Annotated in this window: 11 protein-coding genes; 8 read left to right on the top strand and 3 right to left on the bottom strand. The window is 73.2% G+C overall.

The genetic code is table 11. From position 1 onward, the window contains the following. Nucleotides 1–33 precede the first annotated feature (33 nt). Nucleotides 34–3,279: a S8 family serine peptidase gene (locus tag AC507J_RS09850; protein ID WP_496288785.1), complete on the bottom strand. Its 3,246-nt coding sequence runs from the start codon at nucleotides 3,277–3,279 to the stop codon at nucleotides 34–36. Between the two features lie 362 nt (nucleotides 3,280–3,641). Here AC507J_RS09850 and AC507J_RS09845 point away from each other — a divergent pair, with 362 nt between their 5' ends. Then, complete coding sequence (locus AC507J_RS09845; RefSeq protein ID WP_496288784.1) at nucleotides 3,642–4,802, top strand: hypothetical protein; 1,161 nt, start codon at nucleotides 3,642–3,644, stop codon at nucleotides 4,800–4,802. A gap of 51 nt (nucleotides 4,803–4,853) precedes the next feature. Here the strand turns inward: AC507J_RS09845 and AC507J_RS09840 are convergent, their stop codons facing one another. Together AC507J_RS09840 and AC507J_RS09835 are read right to left on the bottom strand one after the other, a co-directional pair. Next, nucleotides 4,854–7,223, bottom strand: coding sequence for a CARDB domain-containing protein (locus AC507J_RS09840; protein ID WP_496288783.1), 2,370 nt, complete (start codon nucleotides 7,221–7,223; stop codon nucleotides 4,854–4,856). 53 nt (nucleotides 7,224–7,276) lie between these two features. Beyond that, on the bottom strand, nucleotides 7,277–8,662 hold the full coding sequence (locus AC507J_RS09835) for an alkaline phosphatase family protein (RefSeq protein ID WP_496288782.1): 1,386 nt from the start codon (nucleotides 8,660–8,662) through the stop codon (nucleotides 7,277–7,279). A 192-nt stretch (nucleotides 8,663–8,854) separates the two neighbouring features. Here AC507J_RS09835 and AC507J_RS09830 point away from each other — a divergent pair, with 192 nt between their 5' ends. The 7 genes from AC507J_RS09830 to AC507J_RS09800 form a co-directional block, all read left to right on the top strand. Beyond that, nucleotides 8,855–17,227, top strand: coding sequence for an SDR family NAD(P)-dependent oxidoreductase (locus AC507J_RS09830; protein WP_496288781.1), 8,373 nt, complete (start codon nucleotides 8,855–8,857; stop codon nucleotides 17,225–17,227). 5 nt (nucleotides 17,228–17,232) lie between these two features. After that, entirely contained in the window at nucleotides 17,233–21,921 is a 4,689-nt protein-coding gene (locus tag AC507J_RS09825) for a beta-ketoacyl synthase N-terminal-like domain-containing protein (RefSeq protein WP_496288780.1), read from the top strand. Then, a complete protein-coding gene (locus tag AC507J_RS09820) occupies nucleotides 21,911–22,213 on the top strand; it encodes a phosphopantetheine-binding protein (RefSeq protein WP_496288779.1) in 303 nt (100 codons plus the stop codon). The genes AC507J_RS09825 and AC507J_RS09820 overlap by 11 nt, the downstream gene beginning before the upstream one ends. Further along, nucleotides 22,213–23,838 carry an alkaline phosphatase family protein gene (locus AC507J_RS09815; protein WP_496288778.1) on the top strand — a complete coding sequence of 542 codons (1,626 nt, stop codon included), beginning with the start codon at nucleotides 22,213–22,215 and terminating at the stop codon, nucleotides 23,836–23,838. Before AC507J_RS09820 ends, AC507J_RS09815 begins: the two co-directional genes overlap by 1 nt. A 12-nt stretch (nucleotides 23,839–23,850) precedes the next feature. Continuing rightward, entirely contained in the window at nucleotides 23,851–24,702 is an 852-nt protein-coding gene (locus AC507J_RS09810) for an alpha/beta fold hydrolase (protein WP_496288777.1), read from the top strand. Between the two features lie 3 nt (nucleotides 24,703–24,705). After that, nucleotides 24,706–25,644 carry an SDR family oxidoreductase gene (locus AC507J_RS09805; RefSeq protein WP_496288776.1) on the top strand — a complete coding sequence of 313 codons (939 nt, stop codon included), beginning with the start codon at nucleotides 24,706–24,708 and terminating at the stop codon, nucleotides 25,642–25,644. Then, on the top strand, nucleotides 25,644–26,093 hold a 450-nt coding region (locus tag AC507J_RS09800; RefSeq protein WP_496288775.1), incomplete at its 3' end, for a glycosyltransferase. The genes AC507J_RS09805 and AC507J_RS09800, both read left to right, overlap by 1 nt.

Here is a 26,093-nt window from a genome sequence, read left to right as displayed (position 1 = left end):
CCGGATACCGCCACTGCGCCGCAGCGGGGTCGGTCAGCTCAGGGCGTAGGCCCGTTGGACGGTGGTGGTGACTGTGTTTCCGGCGCTGTCGACGGCGGTGGCCCGCAGCGACACGAAGCCCGACGCCTTTCTCGGGTGCTGCACCGTGGCGGTCCAGGTGCCGTGCCGCTGCGCCGTCCGGGCCGGGGTCCACGTCCGGCCGTCGTCGTACGACACCGACACCTGCACCGAACGCACCTGGCCGGCGGACTGTTGCCGGGCCACGGTCAGCGGGATGGTCAGCGCGGCACCGGCCGGGGCGCTGTTGTCCAGCCCCAGCGCCGGCTGGAAGCCGATCGAGGTGAGCGGCAGCGGGCCCGGTTGGGCGGCACTGGTGCGGAAGGTCCACACCGTCTCCAGGTGCCGGGACAGCCGATACGGGGCGGACAGCTCGAAGGCGTACCGCAGCCGGTAGGTGGTCGGTTCGGCGGCCACCGGCCACGACCCGTACAGGTAGTCGAACTCGCCCACCAGCTCCTCGCCCCGGTGCAGGGTGAACTGGTGCCGGTGCATCGGGTACGGCAGCCCCAGGTGGCCGGCCCCGTCGCGATAGCTGCTCAGGCTGGCCCGGATGGTGTCGCCCTCCCGCGTCACGAGCGGCGAGTCGGCCGACTGCGGGGTCAGGGTGGTGTCCAGCACCGCGCCGTTCCACCGCTCCGCGTAACGGCGGCCCGGCCGGTAGCCGGCCTCCTCAGGTCGGGCCAGGGCGAGGACCAGGAGGTCGTTGGCGACGGTCCGCTCCTGGATGCCGGAGCGCCACGGCAGGTCCCCGTGGTAGTACTCGGTGCGGACCCCGGGCGTGGCGACCGCCGGCAGCTCACTGCTCAACGGGATGCCGCCCGGTGGCGCCTCCGGGTCGAAGGTGCTGTTGGTACGCCAGGCCGCCACTGCGGTGGCGTTCTGCGCGTACCCGGCCTCGACCGTGGCCAGGTCGCGCCGCGCGACGTGCCGGACCAGCCCGGTGATGAAGGAGCCCCGGATCCGCCAGCCCAACTGGTAGACGTCCGGCGCCCGACCCCGGCGGGTGGGGCCCTGGAAGATCGCGTGGACCTGGGTGGTCACGCCCGGCAGGTCGCCCGGACCGAGATCGGCGGTGCGGATGGTGGCCGGCTCGCCGCTGAGACCGGCGTAGGTCGGGTAGGTGTCGGCCGTGCGGGTCACCAGGACCGAGGCTTCGTAGGGACGGGCCTGCGGATCGGGCACGGTGATCCGGAGCGGCCGGGCCTTGTCCAGTTCGAGCAGCACGTCCCGGTCGGCGTCGGCGACGAGCTGGTTGTGGGTGATCAGCGCCGCGGTGCCGTCGACGTCCTCCACGTACGCCGACAGCCGCCAGGAGCTGTGCAGCGGTACCCGCACCGATGCGCTCGACGTGTAGAACGTGTGGCTGGTGTAGTTCCCCGGATCGGGGTTGACCAGTTCGATCAGGACCTTGGCCGGGGCGGCGCCGCCTCGGCCGCGTGCGGAGATCCGCAGGCTCGCCGCCGGCTCCTCGTGGTAGACGCTCACCGGCGTGTGCAGGCTGACGTCGCCGCCGGTGGCCACCAGGCGTCCGCTGTAGAGGCCGTACTCGGTGCTCGCCTGCTCGTCCACGTGCACCTGCACGCTGGCGGTGCCGCCGGCCGGCACGGTCAGCCGACCGGCACCGAGGGTCAGCAGGCCCTTCGGCGCGTCACTCGCCAGGTCCAGGTCGAGCGTTACCGGCCGCTCGCCCCGGTTCTGGTAGGTCATGGTCCGGGCGGAGGGTTCCTCGGTGTGCGGCCAGTCGAGCACACCGAGGCTCAGGGACGCCGGGCTGACGCTTACCGGCTGGCTCATCGCCCGGGCCACGTCGACGAAGCCGGCCCCCTGGGCGAACACGTCGTACGCCGGATTGGGCGACGCCGTGGCCATCAGGCTCTCCTTGAGCTGGCTGGCCTGCCAGCCGGGATGTGCCTGGGCCAGCAGCGCGGCGGCACCGGCCACGTGTGGCGAGGCCATCGAGGTGCCGGTCGCGGCGAAGTACGGCCCCGGCGGCAGGTGGTCGAGGGCGCTCGGCGACCGCGCCGCGTTGATCTCGGTGCCCGGTGCCCCCAGGTCCGGCTTGACGCCGAAGTCGCCGATCCGTGGGCCGCGCAGCGACGACCAGTTCAGCGCTCCGCTGCGGTCCACGTTCGCCACCGCCAACGCGGCGTCCGCCGTCGCGGGCGAGGAGACCTGCCGCTGCCAGCCGTCGGCGTTGCCGGCGGCGATGACGAAGAGCGTGCCGTACTCGGCGGTCAGGTCGTTGACGGCCTGTTCCAGCGGGTCGACACCGGGCTGGTCCGGGCCGCCCAGACTCATGTTGACGATGGCGGCGCCGGACTCGGCGGCCCACTGCATGCCGGCGAGGATGGCCGAGTCGGAGCAGAGGCCGCGCCCCTGGTCGTTCCAGCACACCTTGCCGTCGAGCACGTTCGCACCGGGCGCCACGCCCCGGTTGCGGCCCCCGGAGGCGGCACCGCTGCCCACGATGGTCGAGGAGACGTGGGTGCCGTGCCCGTTGAGGTCCAGCGCGGTTTCCCGCTCGGGTACGAAGTTGCGCCGCGCCACCACCTTGCCGGCGAGGTCGGGGTGACTGTCGTCGACGCCGCTGTCGAGCACCGCGACCCGTACCCCGGTGCCGTCGTACCCGGCGGACCAGGCGGTCGGCGCGCCGATCATGGGCACGCTGGTCTCCAGCTTGGATCGGCGTACGCCGTCGGCCCAGAGCTTGCCCCGGGTCAGCGAGGTGCGGGTGGTCTGCCAGGTCCTCGCCAGGTCGGCGACGGGTACCTTGGTGGCGAACCCGTCCACCGCCGCCAGCTCGGGTCCGGTGGCGAGTCCGCGCACGGCGGTCGCGTCGGAGACCACGAGCGGCAGGTGCGGCAGGCGGTCGAAGCCGAACTCCAGCAGCGCAGTGACGTCGAACAGCCGCTCGTCCAGCCGGTCGGCCTTGAGCAGCGGGATCGCGTCAGAGGGGATGACGTGGTCGGAGTCGTTGCGCGCCAGCCGTACGAAGTGGACGCCCTCGCGTGGGGCGACGGTCACCTCCCGGCCGCGTACCGTCACCCGGTCGCCGGTGATCAGGGTGAGCGTCCGGACCGGCTCGGCGGCGGGCGCCGGCGATGGTGCCGTGCCGGCTCGGGGGGCGATGGATTCGGCGGCGGCCGGCGGGGTCGCGACCAGCAGGGTCGCCAGTACGGCGCCGAGTGTGCCGGTCGCCAGTAGGCGGCGTTGTCGCATCAGGTGTCTCCACTCCAGGTCGACCGGTCGGTCTCCGATCGGTGTGCGGGGTGCTTGCCATGAATCCACCCGGACGTTTCGCGACAGTGGCGCAGTGGTTACCCCGGCCGGCGACGCGCGCCCCGGCGATTGCCATCGGCGCAGCTCAACCCGACGACGCCGGGCCCGGCGTGTGACAATCACCATCCTGAATGGCGCGTTTTCCGCATCCGTTTCTGCCGGTCGTTCCGCCGCCGCCACGGGCCCGACCAGCGGCCGATCGGGGGAAGGCGACGGCGCGGGCCGTTCGCCACCGGATGCCAGGCAGCAGCAGACCACGGCCGAAACCGGTGACCTTCCGCTGCCGCGGGCATACTGATCGTATGCGGCATGATGTGCACCGCCATGGCAGGACCGGTCGACCAACGGCAGCGACCCACGAGCCACGCGACGGGGCGGCCACGTCACCCACCAGCATCCACGGTCATCACGGCATCGAGCGCCGCCACCTGTTCGGCGGGCACCGCTTCGACAATGCCGGGCACCTGTTGGCGCTGCAACGCGCGGTGGGTAACCGTGGCGTCGGCGAGCTACTCACCGCCCAGCGGATGAATCAGGGCCAGGACCAGGACCAGACGCAGGGCCAGGCAGCCGGAACGGGACCGGCGCCCGTGGTTACCCCCGCCGAGATCGAGCAGCTCCGGGCGTATCACCAGACCACCACCAACCGGCAGGTGCGGACGCTGCTCGACGAGCTGATCCCGCACCTTGCGCGAGTTGCGACCTGGACCCCGGGGCCGGGCACGGGCGGTGGCCACACCCGCAACCTCGGCCCGGCCCCGGCCGGCGGCTCCCAGTACGAGATCAGCTATGCCAGCGGCGGTTCGGACTCGGAACGGATCGCGGTGCTGGTGCACGAACTGACCCACGTCGCGGTCAACGAGTCCTACGACTCGGACATGCTCAACTACCCGGTGGCGCCGCTGCCGGCCGGCTCGACCGCGGCCGGCGAGGAGGCCCGGCAGAACGCGCGGGTCCGGGCCACCAATCAGGACCAGCTCAACGCGTTCCAGGCGCACGCGGTCCGCAACGCGGCCGAACTGCTGGAGCTGCTGCCGGCTGCGGGGTTCAGGTCGGCCAGGATGCAGGAGGCGGCCAACAAGCTCAGCGGCCACACCGCCCAGAAACCGCTGTACGAGTACGACGCCGTCCTCAGCCACCTGCTGGTGTGGGCCGACCGCGACGGGGTGCCCCGCACGACGCAGTTCTACCAGCGGCTGACCGCGTGCGTGGCCGAGGCCGCCGGCTGGCGGCAGGCCGGCGCGATCAACCCGACCGCCACCGCCGACAGCCTCGACGAGCAGCGGGACCGGGTGATGAACGCACGGTTGGCGATCCCGGCCCCGACGCCCGCCCCGGCCGCGGCTACCGCGGGCCCGAGCAGCGCCGGCCCGGGCGCGGCGGCTCACCGTTCCATCCGGGACCAGGCGAAGAACACGCTCAACAGACTGGCCGGGCGGTTTCCCCGACGCGACGAGAGCTGAACGCCGGCAGAGGGCGGCGGCAATGGGCCGCCGCCCTCTTCGACGGGTCCGTCACTCGCCCGTCCCGGCGGGCCGGGACTGCTTGTCGAGTACGCGCCGGAACTCGGCAAGGGTCTTCTTGTCGGCCTTGTCAAGGGCGCCCGCCTTGCCGGTCAGCCGCTGCGCCAGGGTCGAGGCCGGCACGTTGCTGCTCACCACACTCACCTGGAGGGTGGCCTGGAAGCAGCGCGGTGCGCTGGCGCAGTCACCCTGCTGGCCGTCGATCGTCTGGCTGCCGAGCGTCCGGTACGCGGGCGGGAACGACACCAGGCTGGCGAAGCCGAGGAACTGCGGTGGCAGCGGGCTGTCGTCCTCCAGCACGGTCACCACGGCGGCCAGCGGGGCCAACTCCTCCAGGGTGACCACGATCGACCGGTTCGCCGGCAGGTCGACCGCCGAGTTGTCGTCGACGTCGTTGTCGGCGAAGGTGAAGCACCGCACATTGCGGACGGTCTGGCCGAGCACGTTGCAGCTGGCGGTGGGGTCGAGGACCCCGACGATTATCGGGTCCCACTCCCCCGTGCCGGCGATGCCCTGGTCGCCGTCGGCGAAGGAACGCATGCTGGCCAGGGTGACCCGCAGCGTGGTCCGCTGCGGCACCACGGTGGCCGCACGGGTCACCGTGTTGTTGTTCTCCGCGCCGCCCGGCTCCACCACCTCGTTGAAGACGTCAACGGTGGCCGCGGTGGTGATCGCGCCGGCCTGGAAGTAGGTGCCCTGGAGGGTCACCGTCTGCGACTCACCGGCGTTGAGGCCGTCGATCCGGGCCGTCGGGCCGAACGCGTCGCTCTGCCGCAGCCGCCACTGCACCGAGAACGGCTTGGCCGCGATGGGCCCGTCGTTGCGGACCGTGATGCGGGCGGTGGTGGGCACGCCGCGTACCGGTGACGTCGGGTCGAGAGTGAAGTTGGTGATCACCAGGTCGATGGGGGCCGGCTGCACCGTCACCGCCCGGACGAAGCGGTTGTTCGCCTCGTTGGTCTCGGTGACGTTGTTGAAGGCGTCCACCAGGGCCACCGTGCTGAAGTTGCCGGGCTTCGGGTAGGCGAAGGTGAAGGTGACAGTGGTCGTCGCCCCGGCGGCGAGGCCGTTCACCTGCCGCGAGACGGTGGACAGGCTCGGGGTGTTGACGTAGAAGGCGTCCGGGTTCCATTCCAGCAGGAACGGTCCGGCCGCGGTGTTCCCGGTGTTGCGGATCCGGATCGACACGGTTGCCGGTGCCGCCTGGGTCGGCGACGACGGGGCGATCGTGACGTCCTCGATCAGCAGATCGACGGTGTTCGGCGCCACCACCACCTGGAGCTGGAAGGTGTTGTTTGCCTCGTTCAACTCGGCGACCTGGCCGTCCGGGTCGACCGTCACCGTGCCGGGGAACGTGCCGGCGAAGGGGAAGGTGTACGCCAACGGCACGGTGGTGCTGGCACCGGCGGCGAGGCCGGCCACCCGGACGGACACCGGCGGCGCGAGCAGCCGAGGTCGCCACAGCACCCGGAACTCGGTCGCCGCGGTGTTGCCGGTGTTGCTGACCGTGATCGACGCGGTGGTGCTCTGACCGACGACCGGGGTGGAGGGCGTCAGGACGACCGCCGTCACGACCAGGTCCGCGCGGGGCGGATCGACATTCACCGTACGGGTGAGGGTGTTGTTGCCCTCGTTGCTCTCGCGTACCGCGTTTGTGGGATCCACGGTGACCGTGCTCGCCCAGGCACCGGCGACCGGGAAGGTGAACTCGATCGACACGACGGTCGAGGCACCGGCGGCCAGGCCGCCCACCTGCCGGGTCAGCGTGGCGGCCAGTGGCCACGGCCGCCAGGACACCAGGAACGCGCCAGCCGCGCTGTTGCCGTTGTTGGTGATGGTGATCCGGCCGCTGGCCACCCGGCCGGTCACCGGGCGGGCCGGAACGGTGTCGAGGGCGCTGACCACCAGGTCGACGGTGGCGGCGACCACGGTCACCGGCAGCAGCGCCAGGTTGTTCGCCTCGTTGGTCTCCACCACGCTGTTCGCGGTGTCCACCACCGCGACGGTCTCGAAGTTGCCGGCCGTCGGGAAGGTGAAGGCGAAGGTGAGGTCGACCGAGGTGTTGGCCGCCAGGTTCGCCACCGGGGTGGACGGTCCGCTCGGCGCGAAGGGATTCTGTCGCCACTGCACGACGAATCCGGTCGCCGCGCAGGTGCCGGTGTTGCGTACGGTGACGGTGAAGGTGGCGGCCTGACCCTGGACGGGCTGGCTCGGTGTGACGGTGAACCCGGTCACGCTGAGATCCGCGCAGGGTGCCTGGGCCTGTGCCGCCTGCGGGACGGTCAGCGTCAGACCGAGCCCGAGCAGCACGGCTCCGGCCGCCCCGAGCAGGCGACGCAGTGGGCCACGTTGTCCTGACATGATGCACCTACCTCTTTTGGTGCCGCCCCGCGGTGGTACGCCGCCTGCCGTGCTCAGGCGAGCGTCCGTCCGCGTTGCTCTGGAACTGCGGGAAGGCCCAGCAACGACTGGATCGTCGGGGCCACGTCGAGAAGTGACATTCCGGCACGGTAACCGGCATCGATCCGGTCGCCGGCCATGACGAGGACGCCCTGTTCGGCGTGGTTGGCGTCGTCGGGGCCGGTGTCGTTCTCGAAGCTGTACAGGTCGGTCGTCGGTCCGATCGTGCCCGCGGCCCGCCAGCGCAGATCACCGAAGTACACGATCAGGTCCGGTGGGACGCCTTCCACCTGGGGGTACACGTCCTCCGGCCGGATCACCCGGGTACCCATCGGCCGACCCCGGTGATCGACGAGCGCCGCCAACTCGGTGCTGAGCAGGTCGCGGACGTGCTCGTACTCGCTCGGCGGGACGGTGCCCTGCGGCTCGCGTCCCGCCACGTTTATGAAGAGGCGACCGTAGTAGCCGCCCTCGGCCCAGGCCGTCGTCCGCCGCCAGTCGACCCGGCACTGCGAGATGGGCACGGCCGAGGGCGGCTGCTCGGCGAGGACGAGCAGGCCACGCCGGCGCAACCACTCGTTGATGTGGAAGCCGCCCACCATCGGTTGGGCGCCGTGATCGCTTGCGATCACGACGGTGGTGTCGTCGTCCAGATCGGTCAGAAAGGCCGCGAGGTGGCGGTCCAGTGCCCGGTAGTAGTCGCGGAAGATCGTCTCGAAGGGGTTGCCCGGCCGGTACCCGGGATGGTCCGGGTCGCAGTACCGCCAGAATCCGTGGTGCAGCCGGTCGGGGCCCATGTCGACGAAGGAGAAGAACGTCCACGGGCGGGTCCTGGCCAGGTACCGGGCCACGGTGAACCGTTGCTCGGATAGGTCGAAGATCTGCTGGCTGATCCGGGCCTTGTCGTCCGTCCGGAAATCCGTCACGTCGAGCAGGTAGCCGTTGGTCAGCCGGTGGATCTCGGTGCCCAGCTCGGTGGGCCAGGTGTAGTCGGTCTCAGTGGACGGCGCGAGGAAGCACGAGACGAGACAGCCCCTGACCGGGCTCGGCGGATACGTTCCCGGCACCCCGAGGACCACGCTGTCGCCGCCCGCCGCCCCCACCATGTCCCAGATCCGGGGTACCCGGACGGACCGTGAGGTGGCGATGCTGAGCCGGTCATAGCTGTGATCCGCCCGGTTGCGGAAACCGTAGATCCCGATCTCCCCGGGCGAGCGGCCCGACATCATGCAGGACCAGGCGGGCACCGTGATCGGTGGGACAACGCTGGTGAGCGGACCCCACAGCGACCGTGACCGCAACGCCGTCAGGGTGGGCATGTCGTCCGCGTACCGGTCGAAGAGTAGCTGGGGCGCCACGCCGTCGAGCCCGATCACGGCGAGCCGGCCGGTCCTGCCCATCACTGCCTCCGCATCTCCCGCCCCGCCTCGACGGCGCGGGTCGCCGCCGCTCACCCTGACGTCCGGGGCGTGACCCCTCCGTCACCCGTCCGTCATCGCACCCCGGCCGCGGGCGACGACGCGGTGACGGAACCCGAGTTTGCTTGGGGCCGACCTGCGATCACGTTGTCCTGCCAGGCATGGGGTGGTGGCGTGCCAGCCGAGACGTACCGAACAGCCCTCGACTTCCTCGTCTTCTCGCCGCCCGGACTTCCGGACCCGGCACTCGCCATCGCCGCCAGCCGCGCCGGGGCCATCGGGATCCTGAACCTCCAGTTCACCGCCGACCTCGAAGCGGCGCGGGCCGGGGTGCGGCGGTTGGCCGACCGGGCGCGGGGCCGCTGGGGCGTGCTGGTCGACGACGGGGCAACCCTTGTCGAACCGCTGCTCGGCGCGGCTGACCAGCGGCCGGACGTGCTGGTGGTGCCGGCCGGCGTACCGGAGCTACCGGCCGTGGTGGCGGCGGTCCGCGCGGCAGGCGCGGCGGCCTTCGTGGTGGCGACCGACCTGGCGGCGGCCGAACAGGCGGCGGACGCCGGGGCCGACGCCGTGATCGTGAAGGGCAACGAGGCCGGCGGTTGGGTGGGCGAGGAAACCTCCTTCGTGCTCGTGCAGCGCTGCCTGGACACGCTCCGGCTGCCGCTCTGGGTGCAGGGCGGGATCGGCCTGCACACCGTGGCCGCCTGCCAGGCGGCCGGCGCGGCCGGCGTGGTGCTCGACGGTCAGGTGCTGCTGGCCCGGGAATCGTCGCTGCCGCCCGCCTGGCGCGCCCGGCTACTGTCGGCCGACGGCGCGGAGACGGTGTGCCGGGGCGAGGAGGCCGGCCCGCGGTTCCGCGTTCTGGGCCAGGGTCCCCCATCGGCGGACCTGCTCCGCGACGTCGTGGCGGGTGCCGGCCGGCCGGCGGAGCACGACGGTGTCCTCGCCGTCGGCCAGGAGGTCGCCTTCGCCGCCGACCTGGCCCGTCGCTTCACGACGGTGGGCGGGATCATCGGTGCCCTGCGCGACGCCGCCGTGGCCCAGTGCCACACCGTACGCGCCGACAACCCGCTACGGGCGCAGAGCCCGCTGGCGCGCTCCCACGGCACCCGGTTTCCGTTGGTGCAGGGGCCGATGACCCGGGTCAGCGACCGGACCGCCTTCGCGGCGGAGGTTGCCGAGGCCGGTGGTCTGCCGTTCCTCGCGCTGAGCCTGATGCGTGGACCGGACGTCGCGGCGCTGCTGGCGCATACTCGAGCCCGGCTGCCCGACCACCCGTGGGGCGTGGGCATCCTGGGTTTCGTTCCCCCGCAACTGCGCGCGGAGCAGTTGGCGGCGATCGTCGCCGACCCACCGCCGTTCGCCCTGATCGCCGGCGGCCGACCGGACCAGGCCCGCGAGCTGGAGGCCCACGGGATCGCCACCTACCTGCACGTGCCCTCCCCGACGCTGCTCTCGATGTACCTGCGCGACGGGGCTAGACGCTTCGTCTTCGAGGGCCGCGAGTGCGGCGGCCACGTCGGCCCACGGAGCAGCTTCGTGCTCTGGGAACTCGCGGTCCGGACGCTGCTGGCGGAGCTGCCGGCCGGAGCGGACGCCGGGGAGTACCACGTCCTGCTGGCCGGTGGGATCCACGACGGCAGGTCGGGGGCGATGGCGGCGGCGATCGCGGCCCCGCTGGTGGCCCGCGGCATCCGGGTCGGCGCGCTTATGGGCACGGCGTACCTGTTCACCGGGGAGGCGGTCGACTCCGGTGCGGTGACCGCCGACTTCCAGCAGGCGGCGCTCTCCTGCCGGAGCACGACCCTGTTGGAGACCGGCCCCGGCCACGCCACCCGGTGCGCGCCGTCGCCGTACGTCGACGACTTCGCCGCCCGCAAGCAGCAGTTGCGGCGGCAGGGCGCCAGCCCGTCGGCGGTACGCGACGAACTGGAACGGCTCAACGTGGGCCGGCTGCGCATCGCCACCAAGGGTCTCGACCGGCGCCCCACCGCCGACGGAACGGGCACCGAACTGGGCACGGTGGACGCGGCCGAGCGGTGGCACCAGGGCCTCTACATGATTGGTCAGGTCGCGGCGCTGCGTACCGAGGTCGGCACCATCGAGGAGCTGCACCGCGAGGTCTGCGAAGGCAGCACGGAGCGGCTCGGGTCGCTACCTGTCGCGCCGGCCCGCACCGAACCCGTACCGGCGCCGGTGGACGTGGCCGTGATCGGGATGAGCTGCATCCTGCCCGGCGCCGCCGACCTGGCCTCGTACTGGGCCAACATCCTCGACAAGGTCGACGCGATCACCGAGGTGCCGCCCCGACGCTGGGACTGGCGCCGCTACTACGACCCCGACCGGGCCGCCCGGGACCGGGTCTACTCCCGGTGGGGCGGCTTCGTCGACGAGGTCCCGTTCGACCCGGTGGCCTTCGGCATGCCACCGCACTCGCTGCCCTCCATCGAGCCGTTCCAGCTGCTCGGGCTCGTGGTGGCGCAGGCAGCGCTTGGCGACGCCGGCTACCTCGAACGACCGTTCCCCCGGGACCGTACCGCCGTGGTGCTCGGTGCCGGTGGTGGCGGCGCCGACCTCGCCGGTGGATACCTGGTGCGTTCGGCGCTGCCCGCGCTCTTCGGCGACGACGCCGCCCGGATCACCGCCGAACTCGGACCCGCGCTGCCGGAGTGGACCGAGGACAGCTTCCCGGGGCTGCTGGTCAACGTCGCGGCCGGCCGCATCGCCAACCGGCTCGACCTGGGCGGAAGCAACTACACCGTCGACGCGGCCTGCGCCTCGTCGCTCGCCGCGCTCCATCTCGGCGTCCTGGAGTTGGCCAGCCACCGCAGCGACCTGGCGGTCGTCGGTGGCGTCGACGCGCTCCAGAACCCCTTCACCTACCTCTGCTTCAGCAAGACCCAGGCACTGTCACCGAGTGGTCGCTGCCGCCCCTTCGACGCCTCGGCGGACGGCATCGCCATCAGCGAGGGCTTCGCCGCGGTGGTGCTCAAGCGGTTGACCGACGCCGAGCGCGACGGCGACCGGATCTACGCCGTCATCCGGGGCGTCGGCTCGTCGAGCGACGGCCGGGACCGCAGCCTCACCGCACCCCGACCTGAGGGGCAGATCCAGGCGCTGCGCCGGGCGTACGCGCAGGCCGGCAGCTCACCGGCGAGCGTCGGGCTGGTCGAGGCGCACGGCACCGGCACGGTCGCCGGTGACCTGGCGGAATCCCAGGCGCTGACGACGGTGTGGCGCGAGGCCGACGCCGAGGCGCAGTCCTGCGCCGTCGGTTCGGTCAAGTCGATGATCGGGCACACCAAGGCCACCGCCGGGGTGGCCGGGCTCATCAAGGCCGCGCTCGCGCTGCACCACAAGGTGCTGCCGGCCACCCTCGGCGTGACGGCACCGAACCCGAAGGCCGGGCTCACCACCGGCCCGCTCTACGTCAACAGCGAGAACCGGCCCTGGCTGGCCCCGCCCGACGGCACCCCGAGACGGGCCGGGGTGAGTTCGTTCGGCTTCGGCGGCACCAACTTCCACCTGGTCCTGGAGGAGTATCCGGGCGACTTCCTGCCCGCGCCGCCCGTCCGGGAGCACTGGCCCGCCGAGCTGTTTGTCTGGCGCGGCCAGCACCGGGACGAACTGACCGAGGCAGTCGCTGCCCTGCTCGGCCGGCTCGATTCGCTGCCGCCGGCCGAACTGCCCCGGCTCGTCGACCTGGCCGCCGCGCACGCCCGGCACCGCCCGGTTCCGGGCTCGCCGGTGAACCTCGCGCTCGTCGCCACCTCGCCGGCCGACCTGATCGCCAAGCTGCGCCGGGCCCGCGACGTCCTCGCCGCGCCGGCAGCCCGGGTACACACCGCCGACGGCCTGCACTTCACCGCCGACGGCGGGCTGCTGGCCGACGGGCGCACGGCCTTCCTCTTCCCCGGACAGGGCTCGCAGTACGTGGACATGGGACGCGACATCGCCCTGCTCTTTCCGGCGGTACGGGAGAGCTTCGAGCACGCCGACCGGGTGTTGGCGGGGCGCTGGGACGGGCCGTTGAGCCGTACCGTCTTCCCGGTACCGGCCTTCACCGGCGAGCAGGCGCAGGCGCAGACGGCGGCCCTGGCGCGTACGGACGTCGCCCAGGCCGCGCTTGGCGCGCTGGAGTTGGCGTACCTGACGCTACTGCGCCAGGCCGGTGCCGAGCCGGACCTGGTCGCCGGGCACAGCTACGGCGAGTTCGTCGCGCTGACGGCGGCGGGCTGCCTGCCCGCGGACGACCTGCTGCGGCTCTCCGAGGCCCGGGGACGGTTCATCCGCGAGGAGTCCACAGGCGTGGACGGCGCGATGGCGGCGGCCCGGGCCACGCCGGAGGACCTGCGGCCCCACCTGGACGGATCGGACCTGGTGGTGGCGAACCTGAACGCACCGGCGCAGACCGTCGTCTCCGGTCGGCGGGCCAGCGTCGACGCGTTCGTGGCGCGGTGCCGCGCGGCCGGGATCGCCGTCCGCACGCTGCCGGTCTCCTGCGCCTTCCACTCGCCGCTTGTGGCACCGGCCCGGAAACGCCTCGCCGAACTGCTGCGCGGCACCGCCTTTGCCGCACCCCGGATGCCCGTCTACGCCAACACCACGGCCGCCGCCTACCCGCAGGAGCCGACGAAGCTGGTCGAGTTGCTCGCGGATCACCTGGTACGCCCGGTGCGCTTCGTCGAGCAGGTGGAGGCGATGTTCGCCGCCGGTGCGCGGGTGTTCGTTGAGGTGGGCCCCAGAAACGTCCTCTCCGGTCTGGTGGCCGGCATTCTCGGCGACCGACCGCACCTGGCCGTACCGGTGGACGTGCCCGGCCGACCGGCACTTGCCACCATGCTCGGCTGCCTGGCGGCGCTCGCGGCGGAGGGCGCGCCCGTCGACGTACGCCCCTGGTTCGCGGGGCGGTCAACGGGCGACCTGGACCTCGCCGCGCTCGCCGACCGCCCCGCAGCCCGTCCCGGCCGTTGGCTGGTGGACGGCGGACGGGCCCGACCGGCGTCCACACCGACGCCACGGCAAGCGGCGGCTGGCAGCGCCGACCGTCTCGACCAGCTCGATTCCGGAGGGCAGCAGGTGACCCAGAGCGTGACGCCGTCGTCGAACGGCAAACGGACCGACCACGGAGTCCCACCCCGGCTTCTCGATCCGCCGGCCGCCGGCCCGGTAGCCCGGTCGGCGGCCGCCGCCCAACCGGCCGGTACGCCGGCCGCCGGCCGGGCGGAGCAGGTGATGGACTCGTACCACCAGGTGATGCAGCAGTTCCTGGAGACCCAGCGCAACGTCATGCTGGCGTACCTCGGGGTGGGCGTCGACCTGCCCGACCCGACCGAACAGGTCGAGCCCGCCGCCGCCACCCACCAGCTGCCGACCACCCGCCAGTGGCCGGCGATAACCGGGCCGCCCGAGACCAGCCCGGCGGTGACCAGCCCGGCCGTGACCAGCCCAGCGGTGACCAGCCCGGCCGTGACCAGCCCAGCGGTGACCAGCCCGCCCGGGACCATACCGGCGATGACCGTGCCGGCCGTGACCGTGCCCGCCGCGCGGCCCGCAGCCGACGGGGCACGGCCGGACGAACCGGGCCGGGCGGAGTTGGGTCGGGAGGAACTGACGCGGCGGCTGCTCCAGGTGGTCAGCGACCGCACCGGCTACCCGGAGGAGATGCTGTCGCTCGACGCCGACCTCGAGGCCGACCTGGGCATCGACTCGATCAAGCGGGTGGAGATCGCCGGCCTGATGCTCCAGTCCCTGACGCTGCCGCAGGGTGCCGACCCAGACCTGGAGAGCATGCGGACCGGCCGCACCCTGCGGCAGATCGTCGCGGCGATCGAGGAGCTGACCGGGACCGGCGAGCCCGAGCTGACCACGAACCGGAACCAGCGCCCTTTTGAGCCAGTGCCGACCGACGACCGGCGGATCGGTCGGCACCTGCCCCGGGCGGTCGCGGCACCGCACCCGGGTACGCCGGGCGGGCTGGCCGACGGTGCGCTCCTCGTGGTCGACGGCGGATGCCCGATCGGCACCGCGACGGTCGACCGGCTGCGGGCCGAGGGACGGCGGGTGATCCGGGTGGTCGTCGGAGCGCCCGGTACATCCGGGACGGACCTCGCCGTCGACGAGCCCGCCGACCCGGCGGCCGTGACGCGGTTGCGGCATGGCCTCCGGCAGCACGCGGAGCGCATCACCGGGCTGATCCACCTCGTCGCGCTCGCGCCGCGCGACCCGGCCGGCGGGCAGGACCCTGCGGCGGTGGACCGGGCCTGCGGGCTCTTCCTGCTGGTCCGCGAGCTGGCCGCCGATCTGGAGGCGGCGGCGCAGGCGGGCGGCGCCGTCGTACTGACCGCCACCGCACTCGGCGGCCAGCTGGGCCTGGCCGGCACCGGTGCGGGCGGCGCGGCCGACGCCGCCCTGCTCGGTTTCGTCAAGAGCCTGGCCCACGAATGGCCCACGGTCCGGGTGAAGGCCGTGGACCTGGCGCCGGAGCCGGCGGAACGGGCCGCCGGCCAGTTGCTCGCCGAGTTGACGGCGGACGACGGACTTGTCGAGGTCGGCTACCGCGACGGCGTACGCACGATGGTCGCCCTGGAACCGGCCGAGCTGGTCGACCGGGAACGCTCCGAGCCGCTCGGTCCCGACAGCGTGCTGCTGGCGATCGGTGGAGCGCGCGGGATCACGGCCGAGACGGTGTCGGCGCTGGTCGAGGACTCCCCGGGCGGCACCGTGGTCCTGGTCGGGCGTTCGCCGGCCGTCGCCGAGGCGCAGGCCACGGCGGGGCTGACCGACCCGCGCGAGCTGCGGCGCACCCTGCTGAGCCGGCTGCGGGACGCCGGGGAGCCGCATCCACCGGCGGCGGTCGAGGCGGCGTACCGGAAACTGCTCGGGCAGCGCGAGGCCGCCGCCACCGTGCGGCGGCTGCGCGCGGCGGGCGCCCGGGTGGAGTACGTCGTCTGCGACGTGCGCGATCCGGCCGCGTTCGGCGCGCTCGTCGACGACGTGTACGCCCGGCACGGGCGCATCGACGGCGTCATCCACGGCGCGGGCGTCATCTCCGACCGGCTGGTACGGGACAAGCAGCTGGACTCGCTCCGGCAGGTACTGGCCACCAAGCTCGTCCCGGCCGAGGTGCTCACCGCCCGGCTGCGCCCCGACACGCTCCGGTTCGTCGCGTTCTTCAGCTCCGTCGCCGCCCGGTACGGCAACGCCGGCCAGGCCGACTACGCCGCCGCGAACGAGGTGCTCAACAAGCTCGCCACCGAGTTGGACGCCCGCTGGCCGGCCCGCGTGTTCGCGGTCAACTGGGGCCCGTGGGAGTCCGGGATGGTCACGCCGGAGCTGCGCCGGCGGTTCGCCGAGCGCGGCATCGCCCTGATCGCCGCCGAGGTGGGCCGCCGGCGGTTCGTCGAGGAGCTGACGTACGGGCGCAAGGGCGAGACCGAGGTGCTGATCGGCGGCACCTCCTGGGATTCGACCCCGGTCGCCGGGACCGACGCCCGACGTACGCCACCCCGGCCGCTGCTCGCCCGGGCGACCGCCGACGGCACCGGCCTGCGGTACGCCTTCGACCTGGCCCACGACACCTACCTCGCCGACCATCGGCTCGACGGCCGGCCGGTCGTGCCCTTCGCGGTGGCCCTGGAACTGATCGCGGAGGCGGCGGAGGCGGGCTGGCCGACGCGGAGCGTGGTCGGCGTGCGGGACATGCGGCTGCGGCAGGGCATCCTGCTGCCCGCCGGACCCGAGCCGACCCCGGTCGAGGTGCTGGTCACCGCCGGACTGAGTGCGGCGGCCGACCCGCCCGACGGCGAGGTCGTCCGGCCCTGCGCCGGGCAGGAGAGCCTGCCGAGCGCCGGTGTGCTCAGCGCCGAGGTGACAGTAGCGGCGGCGACCCAGCCGACGCAGGTGTACTACCGCGCGACGGTGGACCTCGGCACCGGCGTGCCGCCCCCGCCGGTCGAGCCCGGACCGTCGCCGCTGGGCACGTTGCCCGCGTTTCCGGTCGACGTCGCCGAGGCGTACGCGACGATGCTGTTCCACGGCCCCGTCTTCCAGGGCATCGCCGAGTTCCACGGCATGGACCGGCGCGGCGCCCGGACCAGCCTGCGTCCCTCTACGCCGGCCCGCTGCCTGCGCGCTGCGGAGGAGGCCCGCTGGCTGCTCGACCCGATCCTGATCGACGCCGCCCTCCAGGTGCAGGTCCTCTGGGCGCGGACCCAGTGGGACCTGACCCTGCTCCCCACCGAACTGGGCCAGCTGCGGCGCTACGCCGACCTGGCCCCGGCCGGCACCCCGGGGTCCGGGGCGCCGACCGGAGATCCGGAGGCCGGCACGCGGCCTGGCGACCCGGAGGCCGGCGTACTGGTCCGGCACGAACTGCGCATCCGGCCCGGGAGCCAGCCCCCGCTCTGCCACGCGGACCACTACTTCCGCGACGCCGACGGCCGACTGCTCGCCGTCATCACCGACATGGTGGGCGTCGGCAGCCGGGCGCTGCACCGGCTCGTGGAGACCCGACACGACACACCAGCCGCGACGACGGTCGGCTGAGCCCGATGGACAGTCCCGACGACCGGAGGACGCCGGTGACCGAGGTGAGCGCCGAGCCACGGGCGATCGAGGTGGACGCCGAGCACGTCGACTCCGACGGGCCGGCCGGTATCGCCATCATCGGCATGTCCTGCACCTTCCCGGCAGCCCCGGACGTGGCGACCTACTGGAGCAACATCCTGCGCAAGGTCGACGCCGTGACCGACCCACCGCCGCAGGCCTGGGACAGCGGCATCTACTACGATCCCGACTTCGCCGACGAGGACAAGGTGTACTGCCGGCGTGGCGGCTACCTGGGGTCGCTCGCGTCGTTCGACCCGCTGGCGTACGGCGTACCGCCGGTGGCGGTGGGCGGGGAGCCGGACCAGTGGCTCGCGCTGCGGCTGGCGCGCGACGCGCTCACCGACGCGGGCTGCACCGACCTGCCGGCGGAGGTACGGCACCGCACCGCGGTCGTGCTCGGCAAGGGCACCTATCTCAACGGCGGGAACGCCACCGCCATCCAGCGTGGCCTCATCGTCGGCCAGACCGTCGAGCTGCTCCGCCAACTGCACCCGGGCTGTTCCGCCGAGTGGTTGCAGCTGCTGCGCCGGGAGCTGCAACGGGTCCTGCCGCCGCTCGGGCCGGACGTCGTACCGGGGCTGATCCCGAACATCATCGTGGGCCGGATCGCCAACCAGTTGGACTTCATGGGTCCCACCTACACCGTGGACGCCGCCTGCGCCTCCTCCCTGGTGGCGGTGCAGTTGGCGATGCGGGACCTGCTGGCCGGCGAGTGCGATCTGGCGCTGGCCGGCGGATCGCAGGTGTGGATGCCGGTCCCCGCGCTGAACGTGTTCTGCCGGCTCGGCGCGCTCTCACCGACCGAGCGGATCCTGCCCTTCGACGAGGACGCGGACGGCACGCTGCTCGGCGAGGGCATCGGCATGCTGGTCCTCAAGCGGGTCGCCGACGCGGTCCGCGACGGCGACCGGATCTACGCCGTGATCCGGGGCGTGGGCGTGGCGAGCGACGGGCACGCGGTGAGCGTCATGGCACCCCGGGCCGACGGCGAGGAGTTGGCCCTGCGCCGCGCGTACGAGCAGGCCGGTGTCGATCCCCGGACGGTGGGCCTGATCGAGGCGCACGGCACCGCGACGCCGCTCGGCGACGTGGTGGAGGTCCAGGCGCTGCGGCGGGTCTTCGGGCACCGGGAGGGCGGGCGGCCCTGGTGCGCGCTCGGGTCGGTCAAGTCCATGATCAGCCACACCATTCCGGCGGCCGGCGTGGCGAGCCTGATCAAGGTGGCGCTGGCGCTGCACCAGAAGGTGCTGCCGCCCACGCTGTGCCGCAAGCCCAACCCGAAGCTCGGCCTCGACGACAGTCCGTTCTACCTCAACACCGAGACCCGTCCGTGGGTGCACGGCGGCCCGCATCCCCGGCGGGCCGGGGTCAACGCCTTCGGCTTCGGCGGCATCAACGCGCACGCCGTGCTGGAGGAGGCGCCGGGCGAGGCCGATCCGGTCCGGCTGCCGGCCTGGGACAGCGAGGTGTGTGTGCTGGAGAGCGACTCACCGAGCGGGCTCGCCGAGCTGGCCGATCAGCTCGCCGGCACCCTCGCCCGTACGCCGGCCGGGCCGGTTGGGTACACCCTCACCGACGTCGCGTACTCGTTGAGCACCCGGCTGGGCCGGATCGAGCGGCCGGTGCGGCTTGCCGTCGTCGCGACCTCACTTGCCGACCTCGCCGGCAAGCTGACGAAGGCGGTCCGACGGCTGGCCGAGCCGGACTGCCGGCGGATCCGGACGGTCACCGGCACCTACTTCGCGGCGGATCCGCTGGCCCGCACGGGCACCCTCGCCTTCCTCTTCCCCGGCGAGGGCGCCCAGTACGCCGGCATGCTCGCCGACCTGTGCCTCAACTTCCCCCGGGTGCGGGAGGTCTTCGACCGGGTCGACCGCCGGCACGGTGGCGAACCGGGCGGCGACCGGCCGAGCGACCACATCTTTCCGCGTCCCGCGTTCTCGGTGGCCGAGCGGGCCGCCGCCGACGCCCGCCTGAACGAGCTGGACACCGCCGTCGACGCGGTCCTCGCCGCCAACGCGGCGCTGCTGGTGCTCGCCGGCGAGCTGGGCCTGCGGCCCGACGGCGGGTGCCTGGGCCACAGTTCGGGCGAGTACTCCGCGGCGATCGCCACCGGAGTCCTCGCCGTGCGCGACGAGGCTCGGCTGGGGCGGTTCGCCGCCCGGCTGCGCGCCCTCTCGGCGCAGGCACGCGCCCGCGACGAGCTGCCGCACGCGGTGTTGCTGACGGTGGCCGCCGACCGGGACCGGGCGGTGCGACTCGCCGCCGAGGCGGGCGGCCTGCATCTGGCCATGGACAACTGTCCACACCAGGTGGTGCTGGTCGGCGACCGGGCGGCCACCGACCGGGCCCGGGAACTCGCCACCAGGGCGGGGGTGCTCTGCGACGAGCTGCCGTACGACCGGGCGGTGCACACTCCCCGCTTCGCCCCGTACGCCGCCGGGCTGCGGGAGGTCATCGCCGACCTGGAGATCGCCGCGGCGCACGCGCCGCTCTACTCGGGCGCGACGGCGGCGCCCTATCCGACCGACCCGGAGGAGGTACGCCGGCTGCTCGTGGAGCAGTGGGTCCGGCCGGTCGAGTTCCGGCGCACGGTGCAACGGCTGCACGCCGACGGGGTGCGCATCTTCGTCGAGGTCGGACCGCGCGGCAACCTCACCTCGTTCGTCGAGGACATCCTGCGCGGTCACCCGTTCTGTGCGGTGCCGGCGGACGTGCCGCGACGCACCGGCACGACCCAGCTCAACCACCTCGTCGGCATCCTCGCCGCGGAGGGAGTGGCGGTGGACCCGTCGGTCCTCTACGCCCGCCGGGGTGCGCGGCTGGTCGACCTCACCGCGCCCGGACCGCCGCTGGCGGGACGCGCCAGCGCGGTGGTGCCGCTGGCGACGGGCTGGCCGATGCTCCGGCTGCCGGACGACGCCCTCGCCGCGCTCGCCGACGTACCCGCTGGCCCGGCGACACCGGGGACGACCGCCGCACCCGAGCCCGCCGCCCCGGCAGCGGCAGCACCGGCGCCCCGGCCCGAACCGGCGAGCTTCACGCCGGTTACCGAACCGGCGGGTCTCACGCCGGCGCCGCCGGGCACGCCGGCGGCGAAGGGACCGGTGCCGCCGGGCGGGCGGGCCGATGCCGTGCTGGCCGAACATCTGGCCACCATGCGGCGGTTCCTGTCGGTGAGCGAGCAGGTGGTGCGGACCTATCTGGGCAGCCCGGTGCCGGCCGGCACCGGCCCGGAGTGGCGGCTGCTCGGCAGGCCGGTGCGCTGGTCGGCCGGTCGGGAACTCGTCGCGCGGCGCGCGGTGGACCCGGCACGCGACGAGTACCTGCGCGATCATGCCCTGGGCGGCGCAGTCTCCGCGCTCGATCCCGGCCTGCGCGGGTTGGCCGCCATGCCGCTGACGATGAGCCTGGAGATCCTCGCCGAGGCGGCCGCCCGCCTGGTGCCCGGCCGGACCCTGGTCGGCCTGCGCGACGTGCGCGCCCGCTCCTGGCTGGCCTGGGACGACCGGCCGCAGACGCTTGAGGTGAGCGCGCGACGGCTGGCACCGGAGCAGGGCCGCGAGCGGGTCGAGGTACGACTGCGCGCCCTCGGCGGGAGCGGCCCCGACAGCCTCCCCGCCGTCGAGGGCACGGTGCTGCTCGGCGTACGCCATCCGACGCCGCCGCCGGCGCTGGGCCCGCCGCCGGAGGCCACCGGATCCCGGTGGCGGACCGAGCAGCTCTACACCGACGGCATGTTCCACGGTCCCTGCTGGCAGGGCGTTGCGGCGATGGAGCTGACCGCCCGGCGCGGCTCGGTCGGCCGGCTGCGGGTGCTTCCCCTTGACCGGCTGCTGCCCGACGCGCCGGAGCATCCGTTCCTGCTCGATCCGGTGGTGCTGGACGCCGCCGGTCAGGTCATCGGCTTCTGGGCCGCGGAGCAGCTGGACTCCGCCGCGGTGGTCTTTCCGTACCAGGTCGCCGGGGTGGACGTGTTCGGGCCGCGCCCGCCGGTCGGGACGCAGCTGCGCTGCACCGCCCGCACCGAGCTGATCGGCGACCGGGTGGTCCGCTCCGACATCGACGTGAGCACCACCCGGGGCGAGGTGTGGCTGCGCCTGACCGGCTGGACGGACCGCCGCTTCGAGCTGCCGGCCGAGCTGCGTCCCCTGCTGCTGCCACCGGACCGGGCCGGCCTGTCCCACCCGTGGCCGCAGCCCGGGCTCGCCGGCACCGCGACCTGCCGGCGGGTGTCGGCCGCGCCCGGTGACGATCGGGACTTCTGGCTCCGGGTCTGGGCGACGCGGGTACTCGGCCCCGCGGAACGCCGCCGCTTCGCGGCGCTGCACCTGCCGGCGGGTCGACGCAGCGATTGGCTCGCCGGCCGGACGGCGGCCAAGGAGGCCGCCGCCCAGCTGCTGGCCGACCGGTACGGCATCCGGCTGCTACCGGCCGACATCGAGGTGGTGACGGATCCCGAGGGCCGCCCGCTGGTGCGGGGTGGCTGGCAGCGGGACGTACCGGCGGTGCCGGCCGTGTCGATCACCCACGTCCCGGAGGGCGCGGTGGCGGTGGCCACGCTGCCGGAAACCGTCCCCGGGTCACCCGTTGTCGTGCACCACGCCGAAAGGGATTCCGATGTCCGCTGACCCGCGCATCCTCGCCGACGTCATCGCCCTAGTGACGGAGCTGGCGGGCGACTGGGAGTACGACGACCCGATCACCCCCGACACCCGGTTCCTCGCCGACCTGGGCCTGGAGTCGCTGGATCTGGTCGTACTCGGCACCGCGCTCCAGCACCGGCACGGGCCCCTGCCGTTCGCCGAGTTCCTCGCCGAGCTGGGCCAGCGTCCGGTCGAGAGCCGGGACGTCACCGTCCTGGAACTGGTGGACTTCCTCAGCGCGAACCAGCCGGTGCCGGCGCCGGGGGGTGCGCTCTGATGGTGCAGACGCTGCTGATCGGCCTGGACGGGGCCACCTTCACCGTGCTGGACCCGCTGATGCGCGCCGGGGTCATGCCCACCCTGCGGGACCTGGCTCAGCGCGGGGTCCGCGCCCCGCTGCGTAGCGTGATGCCGCCGCTGACCCCACCCGGCTGGACGTCGCTGGTGACCGGGCAACGTCCGGGCCGCCATGGCGTCTTCGACTTCTTCCGCAAGGAGTCGGCGCAGAGCGAGTACTTCCGGCTCACCACCGCCCAGGACATCGCCACGCCCACGATCTGGTCGCTGGCCAGCGCGTACGGCAGGAAGGTGGTGGCGCTGAACTTCCCGGTGATGTTCCCGCCACCGGCGGTGCACGGCTACGTGGTGCCGGGCGGCTGGATGCCGTGGCGGCAGTTGCGCCTCGGCTGTCACCCGCCGGACCTCTTCGACCGGCTCCGCGAGCTGCCCAGCTTCAACCCTCGGGAGCTGGCGCTGGACATGGCGCTGGAGGCGAAGACGGTGGAGGGTTGCCCCGACGACGAGTACGCCGACTGGGTGGACCTGCATGTCCGGCGCGAGCAGCGGTGGTTCGAGGTGGCCCGGCACCTGCTCACCCGCGAGCCGGCCGACCTGGTGGGTGTGGTCTTCGACGGCGTCGACAAGCTCCAGCACCTCTGTTGGCGGTTTCTCGACCCGGCCGCGCAGGCCACCCCGCAGGCCGGTTGGGAGGCGGACATCGCGGCGCGCTGCCTGCGGTACTTCCGGGAGTTGGACGGTCACCTCGCCGCCCTGCTGGACCTGGCCGGACCGGAAGCCACGGTCGTGCTCGCCTCGGACCACGGCTTCGGTCCGACCACCGAGATGTTCTACCTGAACGCCTGGCTCGCGAAGGCCGGCTACCTCGGCTGGGCCGACCGCGACGCCCACCCGGACGGCGCCGCCCCGCGCGTCGGCTTCCACGACATGACCCGGCACGTCCAACTGCTCGACTGGAACCGGACGCTCGCCTACGCCGCGACCCCGAGCAGCCAGGGCATTCACGTCGTCGCCCGGGAACCCGGCACCGACCGGCCACTGCCGCAGCAGCGGCGCCGGCAGATCCGGGCGGACCTGATCGCCGATCTGCGCGCCGCCCGGCATCCGGAGACCGGCGAGCCGCTGGTCGCACGCGTCTGGACCGCCGAGGAGGCGTTCGCCGGGCCGTTCCAGGATCTCGCACCGGACGTCTCCATCGAGCTGTACGGCGGTGCCGCGATCTCGATCCTGCGGTCCGACACGGTGGTCCGGCCGCATCCGCAGCCGAAGGGCAACCACCGGTGGGAGGGCATCTTCATCGCCTGCGGTCCGTCGATCCGCTCGGGGCTGTCCGTGCCGGAGCTGTCGATCGTGGACGTCGCCCCCCTCGTGCTGCGCAGCCTGGGCGTGCCGGTCCCCGACGACCTGGACGGTCGGCTGCCGGCGGCGGTGCTGGTGCCGGGCGCGGCCACCGAGCAACCCGTACCGCCCGCCGCCCCGCCGCCGCTCGTTCCGCCCCCGGCTCAGCCGGCGGCAACTGAGTCGACGGCGACCGAGTCGGCGTACGACAGCGAATCGGAACTCGTGATCGTCTCGCGCCTACGGGCGCTCGGATATCTGGACTGACGGAGGGCTGACATGCCGAAGGTATCCCTTCCGAGCGGAATCAGGCTGCACTACCAGCGGATAGGCGAGGGGCCCGACGTGGTCATGGTGCATGGCCTCACCGGCAACCTCGCGGTCTGGCACCTGCGCATCGCGTCCCTGCTTGTCGACCGCTTCCGGCTGCTCACCTACGACCTGCGCGGCCACGGCTACAGCGACATGCCGCCCTCCGGTTACAGCCTCGACCAGATGGCCACCGACCTGCTCGACCTGCTGGACGCGCTGAACATCGAGCGGCCGTACGTCGTCGGGCACAGCTTCGGGGCGGACATCGCGCTCTACTTCGCCCACCACCATCCCGAGCGGGTACGCGCCGTGGTCGCCATCGAGGCCGTCCTGCCGGCCATGATGTACCTGCGGGCCGGTGCCGACTGGCAGGGCTGGTCGGACTGGGCGGCCGTACTGGAACGCTCCGGTCATCCCGTCCCGCCGGAGCGCCGTACCGACCTGGGTTACCTGCTGCGGCTGAGCCTCAAGGTGCCGAAACGGTGGGGACCGTTGCAGGGCCTGCCACGCAACCCCGCGCCGTTCCTGCGACTGCTCGACGACACAAGCATGGCGACCGAGGTCGCGCAGGTCGGCGGGCTGCCGGCGGAGGCGATCCCGGAGATCCGCTCCAGCGTCACCCTCGTCTACTGCGAGGGCTCTGCCCTGCTGGGGACCTTCGACTATCTGCGCGAACGGCTGCCGGACGTGCATCCGGTGCTGCTACCGCGCACCGATTGGGGACATTTCGGGCCGCTTGAGCAGCCGGACGAGGTGGCCCGACACATCCTCGGCGCCCTCGGTCGCGCCGAACCGTCGACCGCTACCAGGCAGGGCTGAGCCGTGAGCAGACGATCTCGGCAGCGCAGGACGGGCCCGGTCCTGGTGACCGGCGCGTCCGCTGGACTGGGCCTGGAAACGGCGCTCTACCTGGCGGAGCAGGGACTGCCGGTGTACGCGACGGTACGCGACGACGCCACCCGGGCCGACGTCCTGCGGGCGGCGGCCGAACGGAACGTCGCGCTGCGCGTGCTGCGGCTGGACCTGACCGATCCGGCCAGCATCGACCGGGCCGTCGGCACGGTGCTCGACGAGGCGGGCGAGATCTACGCCCTGGTCAACAACGGTGGCATCGGGCTGCGCGGCTGCCTGGAGGACCTGTCGGACGCCGAGATCCGGCACCTGTTCGAGACGAACGTGCTCGGCACGCTTGCCGTGACCCGGGCGGTGCTGCCGCACCTGCGTGCCGCGGGCCGGGGCCGGGTGGTGACCATCTCGTCGGTGGGCGGACGGATCTCGTCCTTCGGCGTCGGTGCGTACTGCGCCACCAAGTTCGCGCAGGAGGGCCTCGGCGAGGCGCTCGCCCTGGAGCTGGCCCCGTTCGGGATCCGGTCGGTGCTCATCGAACCGGGAATGATCAAAACGACCCGGTGGACCACCAACCGGGCGACCTCGCCCGGTGCGCTGGATCCGCGCAGCCCGTACCGGGAGATGTTTCTCGCCGCCGAGGAGCTGGCGGACCGGATCGTCGGTCGAAGCCGGACCCGCCCGGTCGACGTGGCGAAGGCCGTGCACCGCGCGATCACCACCGAGCACCCGCGGATGCGGTACGTCGTCGGCAGGCCGGCGTCCGTGGTGATCCGGATGCGCCGGTTCCTGCCGGAGCCGCTCTTCGAACGCGTCTACTTCGGCCCGTTCCTGCGGCGACTGCAACGGGCGCGGGCCGACGGCACGCCGCCACCTGCCGTCGAGCCCCGGGCCGGCGCACGCGGAGGTGTGTGATGGCCCGGTTCCTGGTCACCTGCTGGCCGTTCGAGGGGCACGTGTTCCCCCAGCTGAGCATCGCCGTGGCGCTGCGCGAACGGGGCCACGAGGTGGCCTTCTACACAGGCGAGACCGCCCGGTCCACGATCGAGACGGCCGGCTTCCCGGTCTTTCCCTTCGATCGGCTCGCGGCGGATCACTGGCAGGTCGTACAGGAGATGGAACGTCGGCACGCCACCCGCCGCGCATCGCGCCGGGTGGCGTACCAGGCGTTCCGGCACTGGTTGGTGGAGTCGATCCCCGACCAGGTGGCCGACCTGGAGTCGCTGCTGCTGCGCTGGCAGCCGGACGTGCTGGTCACCGACCTGTCGATGTGGGCACCGATCGTGGTGCTCTGGCAACGCGACCACATCCCGGTCGCCCTCTCCAGCACGATGATGGGTCCGATGATTCCCGGGCCGGACGCG

This window comes from Micromonospora sp. PRAS1 (assembly GCF_059553435.1).
Note: the sequence above shows the minus strand (reverse complement) of the source record. Positions and strands in the feature narration are given on the sequence as shown.